At 63.1% G+C, this 14,793-nt stretch carries 13 protein-coding genes and 1 tRNA gene; 7 read left to right on the top strand and 7 right to left on the bottom strand.

Going from position 1 to position 14,793, the window contains the following annotated elements; translation table 11 throughout:
- Positions 1-24: 24 nt before the first annotated feature.
- Positions 25-1,479, top strand: coding sequence for an NADP-dependent succinate-semialdehyde dehydrogenase (gene gabD, locus AC07VL_RS14575; RefSeq protein ID WP_494806505.1), 1,455 nt, complete (start codon positions 25-27; stop codon positions 1,477-1,479).
- A 102-nt stretch (positions 1,480-1,581) separates the two neighbouring features.
- On the opposite strand, the gene AC07VL_RS14570 is transcribed toward gabD, so the two are convergent.
- Entirely contained in the window at positions 1,582-2,703 is a 1,122-nt protein-coding gene (locus tag AC07VL_RS14570; RefSeq protein ID WP_494806504.1) for an extracellular catalytic domain type 2 short-chain-length polyhydroxyalkanoate depolymerase, read from the bottom strand.
- 176 nt (positions 2,704-2,879) lie between these two features.
- Between AC07VL_RS14570 and AC07VL_RS14565 the strand changes: the two genes are divergently transcribed.
- Positions 2,880-3,467 (top strand): glutathione peroxidase, encoded by a 588-nt coding sequence (locus AC07VL_RS14565; RefSeq protein WP_494806503.1) that lies wholly within the window; start codon positions 2,880-2,882, stop codon positions 3,465-3,467.
- A 122-nt stretch (positions 3,468-3,589) separates the two neighbouring features.
- A complete protein-coding gene (locus tag AC07VL_RS14560; protein WP_494806502.1) occupies positions 3,590-3,949 on the top strand; it encodes a DUF1428 domain-containing protein in 360 nt (119 codons plus the stop codon).
- 256 nt (positions 3,950-4,205) lie between these two features.
- Here the strand turns inward: AC07VL_RS14560 and pabB are convergent, their stop codons facing one another.
- The 3 genes from pabB to AC07VL_RS14545 all read right to left on the bottom strand — a co-directional run bounded on the left by pabB (position 4,206) and on the right by AC07VL_RS14545 (position 7,485).
- Positions 4,206-6,050, bottom strand: coding sequence for an aminodeoxychorismate synthase component I (gene pabB / locus AC07VL_RS14555; RefSeq protein WP_494806501.1), 1,845 nt, complete (start codon positions 6,048-6,050; stop codon positions 4,206-4,208).
- A gap of 21 nt (positions 6,051-6,071) precedes the next feature.
- Entirely contained in the window at positions 6,072-6,647 is a 576-nt protein-coding gene (slmA, locus tag AC07VL_RS14550; RefSeq protein ID WP_076564812.1) for a nucleoid occlusion factor SlmA, read from the bottom strand.
- 103 nt (positions 6,648-6,750) lie between these two features.
- Entirely contained in the window at positions 6,751-7,485 is a 735-nt protein-coding gene (locus AC07VL_RS14545) for a pyrimidine 5'-nucleotidase (protein WP_494806500.1), read from the bottom strand.
- A gap of 90 nt (positions 7,486-7,575) precedes the next feature.
- Here AC07VL_RS14545 and AC07VL_RS14540 point away from each other — a divergent pair, with 90 nt between their 5' ends.
- Positions 7,576-8,445: a TraB/GumN family protein gene (locus tag AC07VL_RS14540; protein WP_494806499.1), complete on the top strand. Its 870-nt coding sequence runs from the start codon at positions 7,576-7,578 to the stop codon at positions 8,443-8,445.
- Between the two features lie 158 nt (positions 8,446-8,603).
- Here the strand turns inward: AC07VL_RS14540 and AC07VL_RS14535 are convergent.
- Positions 8,604-8,678 (bottom strand) — tRNA-Thr (locus AC07VL_RS14535).
- A 65-nt stretch (positions 8,679-8,743) separates the two neighbouring features.
- The gene (argB, locus tag AC07VL_RS14530; RefSeq protein ID WP_010393729.1) at positions 8,744-9,637 is read right to left on the bottom strand and encodes an acetylglutamate kinase; all 894 of its coding nucleotides are present in this window, start codon (positions 9,635-9,637) and stop codon (positions 8,744-8,746) included.
- A gap of 192 nt (positions 9,638-9,829) precedes the next feature.
- On the opposite strand from argB, the gene AC07VL_RS14525 reads away from it, so the two are divergent.
- The 3 genes from AC07VL_RS14525 to AC07VL_RS14515 all read left to right on the top strand — a co-directional run bounded on the left by AC07VL_RS14525 (position 9,830) and on the right by AC07VL_RS14515 (position 14,399).
- Positions 9,830-10,072: a cysteine-rich CWC family protein gene (locus AC07VL_RS14525; protein WP_494806498.1), complete on the top strand. Its 243-nt coding sequence runs from the start codon at positions 9,830-9,832 to the stop codon at positions 10,070-10,072.
- A gap of 96 nt (positions 10,073-10,168) precedes the next feature.
- A complete protein-coding gene (locus AC07VL_RS14520; RefSeq protein ID WP_494806497.1) occupies positions 10,169-13,216 on the top strand; it encodes a response regulator in 3,048 nt (1,015 codons plus the stop codon).
- 31 nt (positions 13,217-13,247) lie between these two features.
- On the top strand, positions 13,248-14,399 hold the full coding sequence (locus tag AC07VL_RS14515; protein WP_494806496.1) for a response regulator: 1,152 nt from the start codon (positions 13,248-13,250) through the stop codon (positions 14,397-14,399).
- A gap of 138 nt (positions 14,400-14,537) precedes the next feature.
- Here the strand turns inward: AC07VL_RS14515 and AC07VL_RS14510 are convergent.
- Positions 14,538-14,793, bottom strand: a 256-nt coding sequence (locus AC07VL_RS14510) for a hypothetical protein (protein WP_494806495.1), incomplete at its 5' end; no start/stop codon positions are given.

The raw sequence follows: 14,793 nt of genomic DNA, 5'->3' as shown, positions 1-14,793 counted from the left end.
ATTCAAACCAGACCGGAGATCCATATGCTGCAGTTGAAAGATCCTACCTTGTTGCGTCACCAGGCTTACCTGAATGGAGCCTGGGTCGATGCTGACGGTGGCCAGACGATTAATGTGAGCAATCCCGCCACGGGCGAGCATATCGGCACGGTGCCCCTGATGGGCGCGGCCGAGACGCGCCGTGCCATCGAAGCGGCCAATGCGGCCTGGCCCGCCTGGCGCAAGAAGACGGCCAAGGAGCGCGCTTCCGTGCTGCGCCGCTGGCACGACCTGATTCTGGAAAACGCCGACGACCTGGCGCTGATCATGACCACCGAGCAGGGCAAGCCCCTGCTGGAAGCGAAGGGTGAAGTGCAGTTCGGCGCCTCATTCATCGAGTGGTTTGCCGAGGAAGGCAAGCGCGTCTCGGGCGATACCCTGCAGTCGCCATGGCCGGACCGCCGCCTCGTCATCACCAAGGAACCGATCGGCGTGTGCGCCGCCATCACGCCGTGGAATTTCCCGGCCGCGATGATCACGCGCAAAGTCGGCCCGGCCCTGGCCGCCGGCTGCCCGATGGTCCTGAAACCTGCCGAAGCGACGCCGTTTTCCGCGCTGGCGCTGGCCGTGCTGGCCGAGCGCGCGGGCGTGCCTGCCGGCGTGTTCAGCATCGTCACGGGGGCGCCGAAGGACATCGGCGGTGAAATGACGTCGAACCCCATCGTGCGCAAGCTGACCTTTACGGGCTCGACTCAGGTGGGTCGTCTGCTGGCCGAACAGTGCGCGCCGACGATCAAGAAGCTGTCGCTGGAACTGGGCGGCAATGCGCCGTTCATCGTCTTTGACGACGCCGACCTGGATGCGGCAGTGGAAGGCGCCATCGCCTCGAAATACCGCAACGCGGGCCAGACTTGCGTGTGCGCCAACCGCCTGTACGTGCAGGACAGCGTGTACGAAGCGTTCGCCGAAAAACTGGTGGCGGCCGTGGCCAAGCTGAAGGTCGGCAATGGCATCGAGGCGGGCGTCACGCAAGGCCCGCTGATCGATTGCAAGGCTGTCGCCAAGGTGGAAGAGCACGTGGCCGACGCGCTGGGCAAGGGCGGCCGCCTGCTGGCCGGCGGCAAGCGCCATGCGCTGGGCAATGGCTTCTTCGAGCCGACCATCATCGCCGATGTGACGAACGACATGCGCGTGGCCACCGAAGAAACCTTCGGCCCGCTGGCGCCGCTGTTCCGCTTCAAGACGGACGAGGAAGTCATCGGCCTGGCCAACAACACGGAATTCGGCCTGGCCGCCTACTTCTATTCGCGCGACATCGGCCGCATCTGGCGCGTGGCCGAAGGCCTGGAAACGGGCATGGTCGGCGTCAACACGGGCCTGATCTCGAACGAGATCGCCCCCTTCGGCGGCGTCAAGCAGTCTGGCCTGGGCCGCGAAGGGTCGACCTACGGTATCGAGGACTACCTGGTCATCAAGTACATCTGCATGGGCGGTATCTAGGATGCCTGAGTAAGTCCGCCGCGAAGCTGCGCTCCGTTGTCGTTTCGCGGGCTGGAAATCGTGGCCGCCCGCCACGATTGTCTCAAGCATCCTTGACGGCCGTTATCGACGGCTGTTGCGGGCCGAGCCCAAGCGGTCCAGCATGCCCTTGACCGCTTCCATCTGCGTGCCGCTCTTGCGGTAGAAATTCGGGTCGATGGGGTTGACGCTGGTGTAGCCCCAGAAGTCCCAGCAGCCTTTCGGGTTGTAGGGATAGATGGGGCTCGGCTCGGCCTGCGGATACAGTACGATGATCTTGTTGGCATCGGCCACCTGATTGTAGCCGGTGCGCGTGTAGAAACGGTCGCCGATGGCCTGCGTCGTTTGCAGGCAGCCGTGGAACACCACGTGCACGCGGCAGCTCTCGCTGTCACAGGCTTTCGGGATGTAGGCGTAGCCCGTATTGTTCATGCTGGAGTAGGAGTTCTGGATGAAGCTGCGCTGGTTGAAGGCGATCACCTTGCCCGTCAGGGTGCCGTACGACGGCTGCAGATCCGGATACAGGTGTTGCAGGATATCGCGCGCCTGTACGTAGTCACAATCGTTGATGAATGGCGACTCCGTTACGGCGCATGGCTTGTCGGCGTTGCTGTCCGTCAGGATGGCGTGGCCTGCGCCGACATTGTCGACGAAGCGGATCTGCGCCGCCGGCGTCCCCGCCAGCTGATAGAACTGGCTCACCTGTTCCACCACCGGCCGCGTGACGGTGCGGTCTTTCGTACCGCTGAACAGATACACGCGCTGGCGTTTCAGGTTCGCCGTATCGTCGATCAGGCTGGCGCGTGCGAAATCGTTCGCCGCACGCAGCAATTCGCTGGCCACGGGCGGCGCCACCTGCGACTCGCCCGGGTTCATGCAGGTCGTCAGGGCATTCGTCAGATACGGAATGTAGGGAAAACGGCCCGGCTGGCCCGAGCAGAAATACGGCCCGCCCGCGATGATGCCGGCGCCGGCGACGGTGGCCGAGTAGGCGACGGCGAATTGCGCCGCCATGAAGCCGCCCGATGACAGGCCGGAAACGGTGGTCTGGCTCAAGTCGGCCTGATAGCCGGGCAGGGCGGGAGCATCTTTGGTGGCGGCGGCCTTGACGGCCGTGGCGGCATGTGCGCCGGATGGTGCCAGGATCAGCAGGCTGGCGGCCAGCAAGGCGGCGGCGGGTAATGCGGTCAGGTGCGGGAAGGGCATGGCAACTCCACAGGACATGGGCAGGAAGGACGAGCATAGGTAAAAAAACTGTGCGCTGGGCAAGTACTGCGCTAGCCTTGATGTCGCTCAAGTCCTTACCGTTGTTGTTGCTCTCATACGCACATGTGGTGTTTGGCATAGAATGGTTTTTTTTCTTTTCGACCATGGTGCCCTTCATGTCCAAGACCCTTGCCCAGCTGTTCGCGCTGACCACCCTTGCCGCCAGTGCCAGCCTGGCCGTCGTGCCGGCCCATGCTGCCGATGCCACCGCCGCGCCGGCAGCCTGTCCCGCCATCCTCAAGCAGACCTTCAACCGCCTGCAGGACGAAGCGCCGCAAAACCTGTGCCAGTACGCTGGCAAAGTCGTATTGGTGGTCAACACGGCCAGTTATTGCGGTTTTACCAATCAGTACGAAGGGCTGGAAGCGCTGTACGCCAAGTACGGCAGCAAGGGCCTGGTAGTGCTGGGTTTCCCTTCCAACGATTTCGGCAAGCAGGAGCCGGGTAACAGCAAGGAAATCGCCGATTTTTGCTACAACACCTATGGCGTGAAGTTTCCCATGTTCGCCAAATCGGTGGTGTCCGGTCCTGCGCCGAACCCGCTGTACGTGGATCTGATCAAGCAGACGGGCAAGACGCCCGCCTGGAATTTCCATAAATACCTGATCGACCGCCACGGCAAGGTTGTGGAAAGCTTCCCCAGCAAGGTGACGCCGGACGACAAGAAACTCGTGGGCGCGGTGGAAAAAGCGCTGGCGATGTAAGGAAGAAGCAGGCGCGCGGGCCTGCTTTTTTTAATGCCGTGCTTGTCGTCTTGCCATGCTTGTCCTAAGCTGGTGGTTCGCGTTTGTCAAAATTTGTCAAAACCACCATCAAGGAGAACATCATGGCGTATGTGGATGGATTTGTGGTGCCCGTGCCGAAAGCCAAGCTCGATGCCTATCTGGCCATGTCGCGCAGCTGCGGCGCCGTGTGGCGCGAATATGGCGCGCTGGAGTTTCGCGAATGCGTGGGCGACGATGTCAAGCCGGGCAAGCTGACCTCGTTTCCGCAGGCGGTAGACCTGCAGGACGGCGAAGTAGTGGTGTTTTCCTGGATCGTGTACGAATCGCGCGCCAAGCGCGATGAAGTCAACGACAAGGTCATGACGGATCCCCGCCTGGCTGACATGATGGACCCTGCCAAGCTGCCGTTCGATGGCAAGCGGATGATTTATGGCGGCTATGAAATGCAGGTGGATCTCTAGCGGCTGAAACAGTCCATGGCGGCGTTGCAGTGCCTCGTCGTGCAGCTGCACTGCCTTCGGCAATGCGCCTTGCCCTGAACTGTTTCAGGAGTCCATGGCGGCGTTGCAGTGCCTCGTCGTGCAGCTGCACTGTCTTCGGCAATGCGCCTTGCCCTGAACTATTTCAGGAGCCCTTGGCGGTGTTGCAGTGTCCAAGTACAGGCGTCAACTCGTGCAGTCGCACTGCCTTCGGCAATGTACCTCGTCCTGAACGGTTTCAGGTGCTGGCGATAAGATGTGCCGGCAATGCGCCGCGCAGCGCATTGCACACGACGATGGATTCTGCCTGTGCCAGCATGGCGCGCGTGATGATGGTTTCCTGCGCGTTCCAGGCGGGATCGGCCAGCATGACGGCGCGCTGCACGCCGGGCAGCAGGCCGCAGGACAGGGGCGGCGTATGCCAGCGGCCGTCCAGCCGGACGAAGACGTTGCTGCGCCCGCCTTCCGTCAATTCGCCCCTTTCGTTAAAGAACAGCATGTCGAAGGCGCCCTGCGCTTCGGCGGCGCGCCAGGCCGCATCGTAGCGCGTGCGCACGCTGCTCTTGTGGCGCAGGAACAGGTCGTCTGCCGTGGTGGCGTCGTCCGCCAGCAGGACTTTCACGGTGTCCGGCAAGGCGGTCAGGGTGCCGCTTTGCACGCTGAACCGGCCGTCCTGGCGCAGCGCCAGGCGCAGGCGGAAAGGGACGTCGTCGGGACGCGCCGCGCATGCGGCCTGCAGGGCGGCGCGGGCGGCCTTGTCATCCCAGCGAAAGCCGAAGTAGGCGCTGGACGCGGCCAGGCGCGCCAGGTGGCGTTCCTGCTGGCGGCAGCCATAGTCGCGGCTGGCGTGCAGGGTTTCGAACAGCTCGAAGTCGTTGCGCAAGCCCGTGAGGAAGCGGGCCTTGAGCTGGCATTCCGCAAATTCATCGGGCGGGTCGCTGTCCAGGACGATGCCGGCGCCCACGCCCATTTCGCCGCGCCGCACGCCGTTCGCCCCTGGCGCTTGCAAGGCCAGGGTGCGAATCGGCACGGACATGCAGAAGTCGCCCACACGGTGGGCGGGGCCGGCGGCCGGCGGATCGAACCAGCCGATGGCGCCCGTGTAGATGCCGCGTGGCGCCGGCTCCAGTTCGGCGATGATTTCCATGGTGCGCCGCTTGGGCGCACCCGTGATCGAGCCGCAGGGATACAGGGCCTGGAAGATGTCGGCCAGGCTGGCGTCATCGCGCAGGCGCGCCTGCACGGTAGACGTCATCTGCAGCACGCTGCTGTAGCGCGTCACCTGGAACAGGGCGGGCACCTTGACGGAGCCCGTCACGGCGATGCGGCCGATATCGTTGCGCAGCAGGTCGACGATCATCAGGTTTTCCGCGCGGTTCTTCGGGTCGCTGGCCAGGGCGGCGGCGCGGCGCGCGTTTTCTGCCGTTTGCTCCGCAGGGGCGGCTGGCGCCGTGCCCTTCATGGGGCGCGCCGTCAGTTCGCCCTGCGCATGGCGCACGAACAGTTCGGGCGACAGCGACAGCAGGGCGCCGCCATCGGGCAGCATCACCAGCGCGCCGTAGGGCACGGGCTGGCGCGCGCGTAGCCGCGCATACAGGGCCAGGGGAGAGCCGAAGGCGTCGAAGCGCAAGCGATACGTATAGTTGACCTGGTAGGTGTCGCCGGCCACGATGTAGTCGTGGATGCGGTCGAGGGCGCGCGTAAATGCGGCCTGGTCGACATTCGCTTCGATGCCGGCCACGCCGGCCGGCGTGGCGGTCACTGGCGCGTGCTCCTCCAGCCACTGCGCCACGGCGTCCTGCGACAGGTGGGTGCACTGCTCGAAGACGAGCACCTGCGCCAGCGGCGGCGCGTCAGGGCTGGCCGCGCGCGGCGGCATGGCCAGCAGGTGCGCTCCCAGTTCGTAGCTGCACACGCTGACGGCGTACTGGCCGCGCTCCAGGGCGCCTTGCAGCCCTTCCAGCAAGGCTGGCCACGCATCCCCCCCTGTGCACTGCAAGACCGCCGCCAGGCCCGTGTACAGGCGCGAGCCGGCGCCGGGAGTGCTGGCATCGTCGAGCAGGGCGAAACAGTCGGTAGGCATGGGGACAGCGACGGCGGTGATTTATCCCAGCAGCATGGCGATTTGCAGCGCCGCTTCCTGGGAGGGATTGATCTTGAAGCCGCTCTTGGCGTAGCGGTGCCAGCGTCCGATGACGAAGCTGACGATCAGGGTGGCGCGCGCCGCCACTTCGCTTTCCTTGCCATGGCCTTCCGTGGCCGCCACGCGCAAGGCCTGCTTGAGCGCCAGTTCCACGCGGTCGTAGAACTGGTTCATGCGCACTTGCAGGCGCTCGTCCTCATTGACCAGCGCGTCGCCGATCAGCACGCGCGTCATGCCCGGATTGCTGATGGCGAAATTGAGCAGCATGCCGATGATGTCGCGCGTCTGCGTCATGCCATCGCTGTGCTTTTCTGCGATCTGGTTGATCAGGCCGAAAACGCTCGACTCGATGAATTCGATCAGTCCCTCGAACATTTGCGCCTTGCTGGCGAAATGGCGGTACAGGGCCGCTTCCGAGACGGCCAGTCTGGCGGCCAGTGCGGCCGTGGTGATCTTTTCGCCTTTCGGCTGCTCCAGCATTGCGGCGAGGGCCTGAAGAATTTGTAGCCTGCGTTGGCCCGGCGGTGTGCTTGCCATATTTTCTCTTGTCGTTAAAAAAAATGCTGCCTTGATGGGGAATGCCAAAACCGCCGCTAGCGGTGCGGCTTCCAGTGTCAACCGGAGGCCCGGGAGTTCCCCTTCAACGCAGGCGGTGAAGGCGGCGTGCCAAATGCCGGACAGATTTTACTTTGACATCGACGTAAGCGGGGCGATTTAACGCCTTGGGCAGCTTTGCCACGCCGATGGGATCGGCCATTTTCAGGTATTGCGTGACCCAGGCCGTGCGCAAGCCCAGTCTTTTCGCACCCTTCAGGTTGGCCAGGGTATCTTCCACCAGAATGCAACGGCTGGGCCGGATCTGGTGCTTGCGCATCAGTTTGCGCAGCATCAGGGTCGAAGGCTTGGGCCGCAGCTGGCGGTGCACCTGCATCGCTTCGATGGCGACGTGGTGTGAAAAATGCTGGCGCAGGCCCAGGTGGCGCATCACGTCGCTCGAATAGCGCAGCGGCGCGTTGGTGAGTAAAATTTTACGGCCAGGCAGGCGCTTGAGTAAAGCCCCCAGTCCCCGCTCGGCGCGTATCATGGCGCGTAGATCGTCGAAGGCGTGCGTCTCGTGTAAAAAATGCGCGGCTTGCACCTGGTGGTGCTTGACCATGCCCAGCAGAGTGGCGCCATAGCGGCGCCAGTAGGCCGCGCGCGCCGCATTGACGATGGCCTCGTCGGCCGGCGTCACGCCGTCGCCCAGCACGCGGGCAATATAGGTGTTCATATTGGCCGTGATGCTGGGAAAGATGGCGTGCGAGGCATTGTGCAGCGTGTTGTCGAGGTCAAACAGCCAGACCGGCGACGAGCGGTTAAGATGGGACACAGGCACAGGAGTCTTTGCTAGCGAGAGAAGATGAAAAATTCAACAATCAGGAAAACCATGCGACGCCAGATTATAGTGATGTTTTGCGGATTATTCTTGCTGCCCTTGCAGGCGGCCCGCGCCGAAGCACCGCCCGTGACGCAAAACCGGGGTGCCTTGTTCAAGGTGCAGGATGCCAGCCACACCCTGTATTTGTTCGGCACCATTCATGTTGGTGCCCCCGATTTCTATCCGCTCGAACCGACGGTGACGCAGGCGCTGCAGCAGGCCGGGGCGCTGGCGCTGGAGATCGATCCAGGCGCCGATCCGCGCGCGGCCATGCGCGCCGTGCTGAAATACGGCATGGAGGCACCGGGCAGCAAGGTACCGTCAGATTGCCGCCAGACCCTGGCGCCGCGCCTGGCGCCGCTGTTGCAAAAATACGGCATCGCGCCCGAAGCGGTGGTACCGATGAAGCCGTGGATGCTGGCCAGCGTGCTGGCTATCAGTGAATTTTCCACCCTCGGCTACCGCTCCGATCTGGCGGTCGATAATTATCTGTCGCAGCAGGCCAAGGCGCGCAAGATCCCCGTGGTGGAACTCGAATCGATGGAGGGCCAGATGGCGCTGTTTGGCACCATGTCGCCGGCTGACCAGTGCCGCTTCCTGGAGGACGGCGTAGCCTCGATCGAAGACCAGGAGCAAAGCCAGGAAGCGCGCGAAATCGCCGATGCGTGGCGCAACGCCGACGCGGCCGCCTTTGACAAGCTGGCGGCGAAGGCGGCAACAGACCCCTCGTTTGCCGCGCAGTTCGTGCAAAAGGTGTTGTTAGATGGCCGCAACCCGGCCCTGGCCGATGGCATCGCCAAACTCCTGGCGCGCGAGAAGTCCAGCCTGGCCGCCATCGGCGTGCTGCACCTGGTCGGAGCGAAAAGCGTGCCGGATTTATTGCGTCAGAAGGGCTTGAAGGTCGAGCGGATTTATTGAACTGCAGAAGGGATGACGCTAGCTCAGCCGCGCAAAACACGCGGCAGAGCAGATGGAAAAATGTTCAGGGCAAGGCGGACTGACGAAAACAGTACGCAAGTACGGCGAGGAAGGACAACGCCGCCATGGGCACTTTTACAGCTGCGGGGAAAGGATATTGGTGCCCTTGACGTGGATCGAACACGTGGCCTCTCCCTTACCAAGGGAGTGCTCTACCACTGAGCTACAAGGGCAAATTAAAAGCGGCGCCAGGTGATCTGCGCCGCCAAACTACTCGCTGTGATGCGTTGCGATTTTTTTAGTGCGAACGGATCATAGTACCAAAAGCCTGCTCGGTCAACACTTCCAGCAATAATGAGTGTTCGATGCGGCCATCGATGATGTGTACCGTGTTCACGCCGGACTTGGCGGCGTCGAGCGCGGACGAGATCTTCGGCAGCATGCCGCCCGAGATCGTGCCGTCGGCGAACATCTCGTCGATTTCGCGTGCCGACAGGTCGGTCACCAGGTTGCCCTGCTTGTCCTGGACGCCGGCGATGTTGGTCATCATGATCAGCTTTTCCGCCTTCAGGATTTCCGCGATCTTGCCCGCCACCACGTCGGCGTTGATGTTGTAGGCCTGGCCATCCTGGCCAAAACCGATCGGCGAAATGATGGGAATGAAGGCGTCGTCCTGCAGCGCCTTGACGACGGCCGGGTTGATCGCGTCGATCTCGCCGACGAAGCCGATGTCGAGGAATTCGCCCGGATGTTCGCGGTCCGGCATCTGCATCTTGCGCGCGCGGATCAAGCCGCCATCCTTGCCCGTCAGGCCGACTGCCTGGCCGCCGTAATGGTTGATCAGCATGACGATATCCTGCTGCACTTCGCCGCCCAGCACCCACTCCACCACTTCCATGGTTTCTTCATCGGTGATGCGCATGCCTTGCACGAAAGTGCCTTGCTTGCCGATTTTTTTCAGCGCGTTGTCGATCTGCGGGCCGCCGCCGTGGACCACGACGGGGTTCATGCCGACCAGCTTGAGCAGGATGACGTCGCGCGCGAAGCCATGCTTCAGGCGTTCGTCCGTCATGGCATTGCCACCGTATTTGATGACGATGGTCTTGCCGTGGAAATTGCGAATGTATGGCAGGGCCTCGGCCAGAATCTGCGCCTTGATTTGCGGCGACACCGCCGTCAAGTCGTCATTCATGTCCAGGTTCAAGTTAGCTAGTTGATTCATGGCGAGTCCGGAAAATAGATTTGTGAGATTTTACAGGGAAGAAGAAAATCCTGGAGGCATTATAGGGCGATCTTGTTGTATTTTCCCTGATGATCCTATAGTCTGGTCCGATATGTCCCCCAGCCAGCCCTTTTACTGCCAGTTACATGTGCGTCGCCCGCGATGGTTGCGTGTCACACACTTGCCAATTCACACACAGCCATGAGCCAATGCAGCCTGTGCGGCGCCACCTTCCAGTGTGGCCAGCTTGACCCGGACGCCACCGCCCCGTGCTGGTGCGCGGCCTTGCCGCTGGTCGTACCCGTACCCGGCAGCACTGCCGGGGCTTGCTGGTGTCCCGCCTGCCTGCAAGCCCATATCGCCACCATGGCATCCCCAGAACAAGCTCCAACAGCGGGCAAATAGGCGCTTTGGCGCTTAATTCCTTTGCAAAAGACCTTGCATATTGTAGGGGAATGCGGTCAGACTTCCGTTTTTAAGAATTTCTGATAGGAAACTGTCATGCGTTTCAGGGATATCCGGATCGGCGTGCGCATCAACGCGGGCTACGCCATCCTGATCGTGCTGATGCTGGTTGTCATCGTGCTCGCTGGCAGCCGCATTTACGCGATCCGCGCCGAGACGGACAATATTCTGCGGCGCGACTGGGTCGCTGCCAAGGCCACCAGCAAGATCCATGGCCTGGCACGCGAGGCGGCCACGCGCATCGCCAGCCTGCCCAGCCAGCACAAGCTGGCGCTGCGCCAGGCGAACCAGGCGCGCCTGGAGGCGATCAAGCAGGGCATCGACGAACAGGTGCGCATTCTCGACGGACTCAATGCGCGGCCCGACGAGCGGCGCCTGCTGGAGCAGATGCATCATGCGCGCGCCGATTATTATGTTTCGCTCAAGGCGCTGTTCGCGCTGCTCGAGCGAGGCGATGATGCCGCGGCAGAGCAGGCCATGCAGACGGTGACCCTGCCCGTGCTGGAAAAGGTGCTGCTGTACGTGGGCCAACTCGATGACTTGCAGCAGCAGCAGATCCGCGACAGCGCGGCCAGGATACGCAACGACATCGACACCTCGCTGCTGCTGATGGGCGGCATCGGCCTGGCTGCATTGCTGATCGGCCTGGCCTTTGCCTGGTCGGCACGTTCGATCACGCGGCCCTTGGGTGAGGCGGTGGCGATCGCCACGCGCGTGGCCAACGGCGACTTCAGTTCCGCCATCGAAGTCACGTCGCGCGACGAGACGGGCGAATTGCTGCAGGCGCTCAAGAACATGAGTACCAGCCTGGCCGTCGAGCAGGACCTGCGCCATGCCGTCGAAGTGGCCGAGGATGCGACCAAGATGAAGTCGGATTTCCTGGCCAATATGTCGCATGAGATCCGCACGCCGATGAACGGCATCATCGGCATGACCCATCTGGCGCTGCAGACGGAGCTGACGCCAACCCAGCGCAACTACCTGGAGAAGGTGGAGTCGGCATCGAAGAACCTGCTGGCCATCATCGACGACATCCTCGATTTTTCGAAGATCGAGGCGGGCAAGATGGCTTTTGAAAAGGTCGATTTTTTCCTCGAAGACGTGCTGGCGCAGATCGCCGACCTGTCCGTGATGCGGGCCCAGGACAAGGGCCTCGAATTGCTGTTCGATGTCGCGCCCGATGTGCCCAACGCACTGCAGGGCGATCCGCTGCGCCTGGGGCAGGTGCTCATCAATCTCACCAACAATGCCATCAAGTTTACGGACAAGGGCGAGATCGTCGTCAGCATCCGCTTGCAGCAGATGGAGCAACACGCGGCGGTGCTGCGCGTGGATGTGCGCGACACGGGCATCGGCCTGACGCCGCCCCAGCGCAGCAAATTGTTCCAGGCCTTTACCCAGGCCGACACCTCCACCACGCGCCACCATGGCGGCACGGGCCTGGGACTGACCATCAGCAAGCGTCTGGTGGAAATGATGGAAGGCGAGATCGACCTCGTGAGCGAAGCGGGCGTGGGCAGCACCTTCTTCTTTACGGCCCGCTTCGGCCTGGCCGCGGTGCCGCGCGACAGTCTGCTTGCTCCGCAGCGCTTCGAAGGCCTGCGCGTGCTGGTGGTGGACGACAACCCCAGCGCGCGTGAAATCTTCGTCAGCATGCTGACGGCATTGGGCTTCGAGGCGCGTGCCGTGTATGGCGGCGTGCTGGCCATCGGGGCCGTGGCGCAGGCGCGTGCCGAGGGGCGGCCGTTCGGACTCGTGCTGATGGACTGGAAGATGCCGGGCATGAACGGCCTCGATACCCTGGCCGGTATCCGCGCCGATGCGGCCGGTATCGATGCACCGCCCGCCTGCATCATGGTCACGGCGTTTCATCGCGAGGCGCTGCTGGAAGCGGCACGCCAGCGCGACTTGCCGCTCGACGGCGTCTTGAACAAGCCGGTCAGCGCCTCGACCCTGCTGGACCAGATTTCGTTCGTGTTTGGCGGCGTGACGGGGCAGAGCCGCAAGACGCAGCGCCAGAGCAGCTACCGCGACGATGAGCGTGCCTTGCGCGGTGCCTGGCTGCTGCTGGTGGAGGACAATGAGGTGAACCAGGAAGTGGCGCAGCATATTCTCAACGATGCCGGCATCCGCGTCGATATCGCGGGCAATGGCGCCATCGCGCTGGCCAAGATCGAGGAAAATGCCTATGACGGCGTGTTGATGGACTGCCAGATGCCGGTGATGGATGGCTACCAGGCGACGCGCAAGCTGCGCCAGGATCCCCGTTATTCGAATTTGCCCGTGATTGCCATGACGGCCAATGCCATGGTGGGCGACAAGGAGAAATGCCTGGACGCTGGCATGAACGATTTCATCGCCAAGCCGATCGACGTGGCCCAGCTGTTCGGCACCCTGGCGCGCTGGATCGCGCCGGCCATGCCGCAGGACATGGCGGTGGTGGTGGCGCAGCCGGAAGCGGAGCTGCCAGTGATCGCCGGCTTGAAAATGGCCGAGGCCATGCGCCGCGTGGGCGGCAACGCCGCTTTGATGCGAAAATTGCTGGAGCGTTTTGTGGAAACCCAGTTCGACGCCATGCAACGCATCGTTGCCGCCATCGAGAATAACCAGCTGGAAACTGCCATCCGCGAGGCGCATACGCTCAAAGGCCTGGCTGGCAATATCGGTGCCGGTGGTCTGGCCGACAGCGCCGCGCGGGTCGAGCATTTGCTCAGCCTGGGTTCGCACGACGGCTTGCCGCAGGCGCTGGCCGCCTGTGCCCTGGCGCTCGACGAACTGGTGCCGAAGATCGTGCTGGCCATGCAGTCGCGTCCCGGCGTGGCCGAAGCGGGCGGCGTGCTGCTGGCGCCAGCGGCGCCGGTGGACCGGGCGCACCTGGAGGCCGGCTTGCGCGAGCTGTCGCAGCTGCTGCTGCAGGACGATGCGCAGGCCGTCAAGCACCTCGACGGCATCGGCCCGGTGCTGGTGGCGGCCGGACAGGCCGAACATGCGCGCCAGCTGAAGCGCATGCTGGGACAATACGATTTCGAAGGTGCGCTGGCGCAGCTGGGCGAGGTGGCCGAGGCGCTGGAGCTGACACTGTGACAAGGATAATTATGCAGAGCGAAGGACTGGCATGAGAGCGCCGGCAAGCAAGCCAACCATCCTGGTGGTCGACGACACGCCAGACAATATCGACCTGCTGCGCGCCGTGCTGGAGGGCGAGTACCGTACCAAGATCGCCGTCAATGGCGAGCGCGCCCTGAAGATCGCCGCGGGCAGCGACCAGCCCGACCTGATCCTGCTCGACATCATGATGCCGGGCATGAGCGGTTACGACGTGTGCCGCGCGCTCAAGGCCAGTCCTGCCACGGCCGGCATTCCCGTGATTTTCGTCACGGCCATGAGCGAAGTGGCCGACGAGCAGCTGGGCCTGGCCCTGGGCGCCGTCGATTACATCACCAAGCCGATCTCCGCACCCATCGTGCTGGCGCGCATCAAGACGCAGCTGGCGATGAAGCAGATGCAGGATTTTTTGCGCGACCAGAACCAGTACCTGGAAACGGAGGTGGAGCGCAGGGTACAGGAAGTGGCGGCGCTGCAGGACGTCACCATCCACGCCATGGCGTCGCTGGCCGAAACGCGCGACAGCGAGACGGGCAACCATATCCGCCGCACCTCGCATTACCTGAAGGCGCTGGCAGAGAAAGTGCGGCATCTGCCGCGCTTCCGCGATTTTTTGACGGACAAGAATATCGAACTGCTGTTCAAGACGGCGCCCCTGCACGACATCGGCAAGGTGGGCATCCCCGACCATATCCTGCTCAAGCCGGGTCGCTTCGAGCCACATGAAATGGCCATCATGAACACGCATACGACCCTGGGACGCGACGCCATCCTGGCGGCCGAGCACGAACTGGGCATCGAGGTTGATTTTTTGAAGTATGCCAAGGAGATCGCCTACAGCCACCATGAAAAATGGGATGGCAGCGGCTACCCGCAGGGGCTGGCCGGTGAGGCCATTCCGATCTCGGCGCGCCTGATGGCGCTGGCCGACGTGTACGATGCCCTGATCAGCCGGCGTATCTACAAACAGGGCATGGGCCATGCGCAGGCCGTGCAGATCATCAGCGAAGGGCGGGGCACGCATTTCGACGCCGAGATCGTCGATGCGTTCCTGGAAATCCAGGACCAGTTCATCGCCATCTCCAACCGCTACGCCGATGGCGTGTGCGAGATCGCCGCCAAGCAGCGGCAGATTGCGCCCTTCGCCGAAAACATCAGTTGACGGTCTTGAAGAAGCGCAGCTGCTTTTTGCGTCCGGCGGCTGGCGTCCGGGCTTTTGCCGTCGGTCGCATGACTGCCGCTGTCGCTGCCGCCTGACCAGGCATGGCAGGCGCCGTGCATGCCACGTCCAGATCCGTGCTTAGCTGACGGTCTTGAAGAAGCGCAGCTGCCTTTTGCGTCCGGCGGCTGGCGTCCGGGCCTTTGCCGTCGGTCGCATGACTGCCGCTGTCGCTGCCGCCTGACCAGGCATGGCCGGCGCCGTGCATGCCACGTCCAGATCCGTGCTTAGCTGAGGGTCTTGAAGAAGCGCAGCTGCCTTTTGCGTCCGGCGGCTGGCGTCCGGGCTTTTGCCGTCGGTCGCATGACTGCCGCTGTCGCTGCCGCCTGACCAGGCA

The organism is Janthinobacterium sp. GW821-FHT03C08, assembly GCF_059420905.1.
Note: the sequence above shows the minus strand (reverse complement) of the source record. Positions and strands in the feature narration are given on the sequence as shown.

Excerpts from the sequence above, each read along its gene's own strand:
- gabD (WP_494806505.1), top strand. The coding sequence starts at position 25 with ATGCTGCAGTTGAAAGATCCTACCTTGTTGCGTCACCAGGCTTACCTG.
- AC07VL_RS14570 (WP_494806504.1), bottom strand. The coding sequence starts at position 2,703 with ATGCCCTTCCCGCACCTGACCGCATTACCCGCCGCCGCCTTGCTGGCC.
- AC07VL_RS14565 (WP_494806503.1), top strand. The coding sequence starts at position 2,880 with ATGTCCAAGACCCTTGCCCAGCTGTTCGCGCTGACCACCCTTGCCGCC.
- AC07VL_RS14560 (WP_494806502.1), top strand. The coding sequence starts at position 3,590 with ATGGCGTATGTGGATGGATTTGTGGTGCCCGTGCCGAAAGCCAAGCTC.
- pabB (WP_494806501.1), bottom strand. The coding sequence starts at position 6,050 with ATGCCTACCGACTGTTTCGCCCTGCTCGACGATGCCAGCACTCCCGGC.
- slmA (WP_076564812.1), bottom strand. The coding sequence starts at position 6,647 with ATGGCAAGCACACCGCCGGGCCAACGCAGGCTACAAATTCTTCAGGCC.
- argB (WP_010393729.1), bottom strand. The coding sequence starts at position 9,637 with ATGAATGACGACTTGACGGCGGTGTCGCCGCAAATCAAGGCGCAGATT.
- AC07VL_RS14525 (WP_494806498.1), top strand. The coding sequence starts at position 9,830 with ATGGTTGCGTGTCACACACTTGCCAATTCACACACAGCCATGAGCCAA.
- AC07VL_RS14520 (WP_494806497.1), top strand. The coding sequence starts at position 10,169 with ATGCGTTTCAGGGATATCCGGATCGGCGTGCGCATCAACGCGGGCTAC.
- AC07VL_RS14515 (WP_494806496.1), top strand. The coding sequence starts at position 13,248 with ATGAGAGCGCCGGCAAGCAAGCCAACCATCCTGGTGGTCGACGACACG.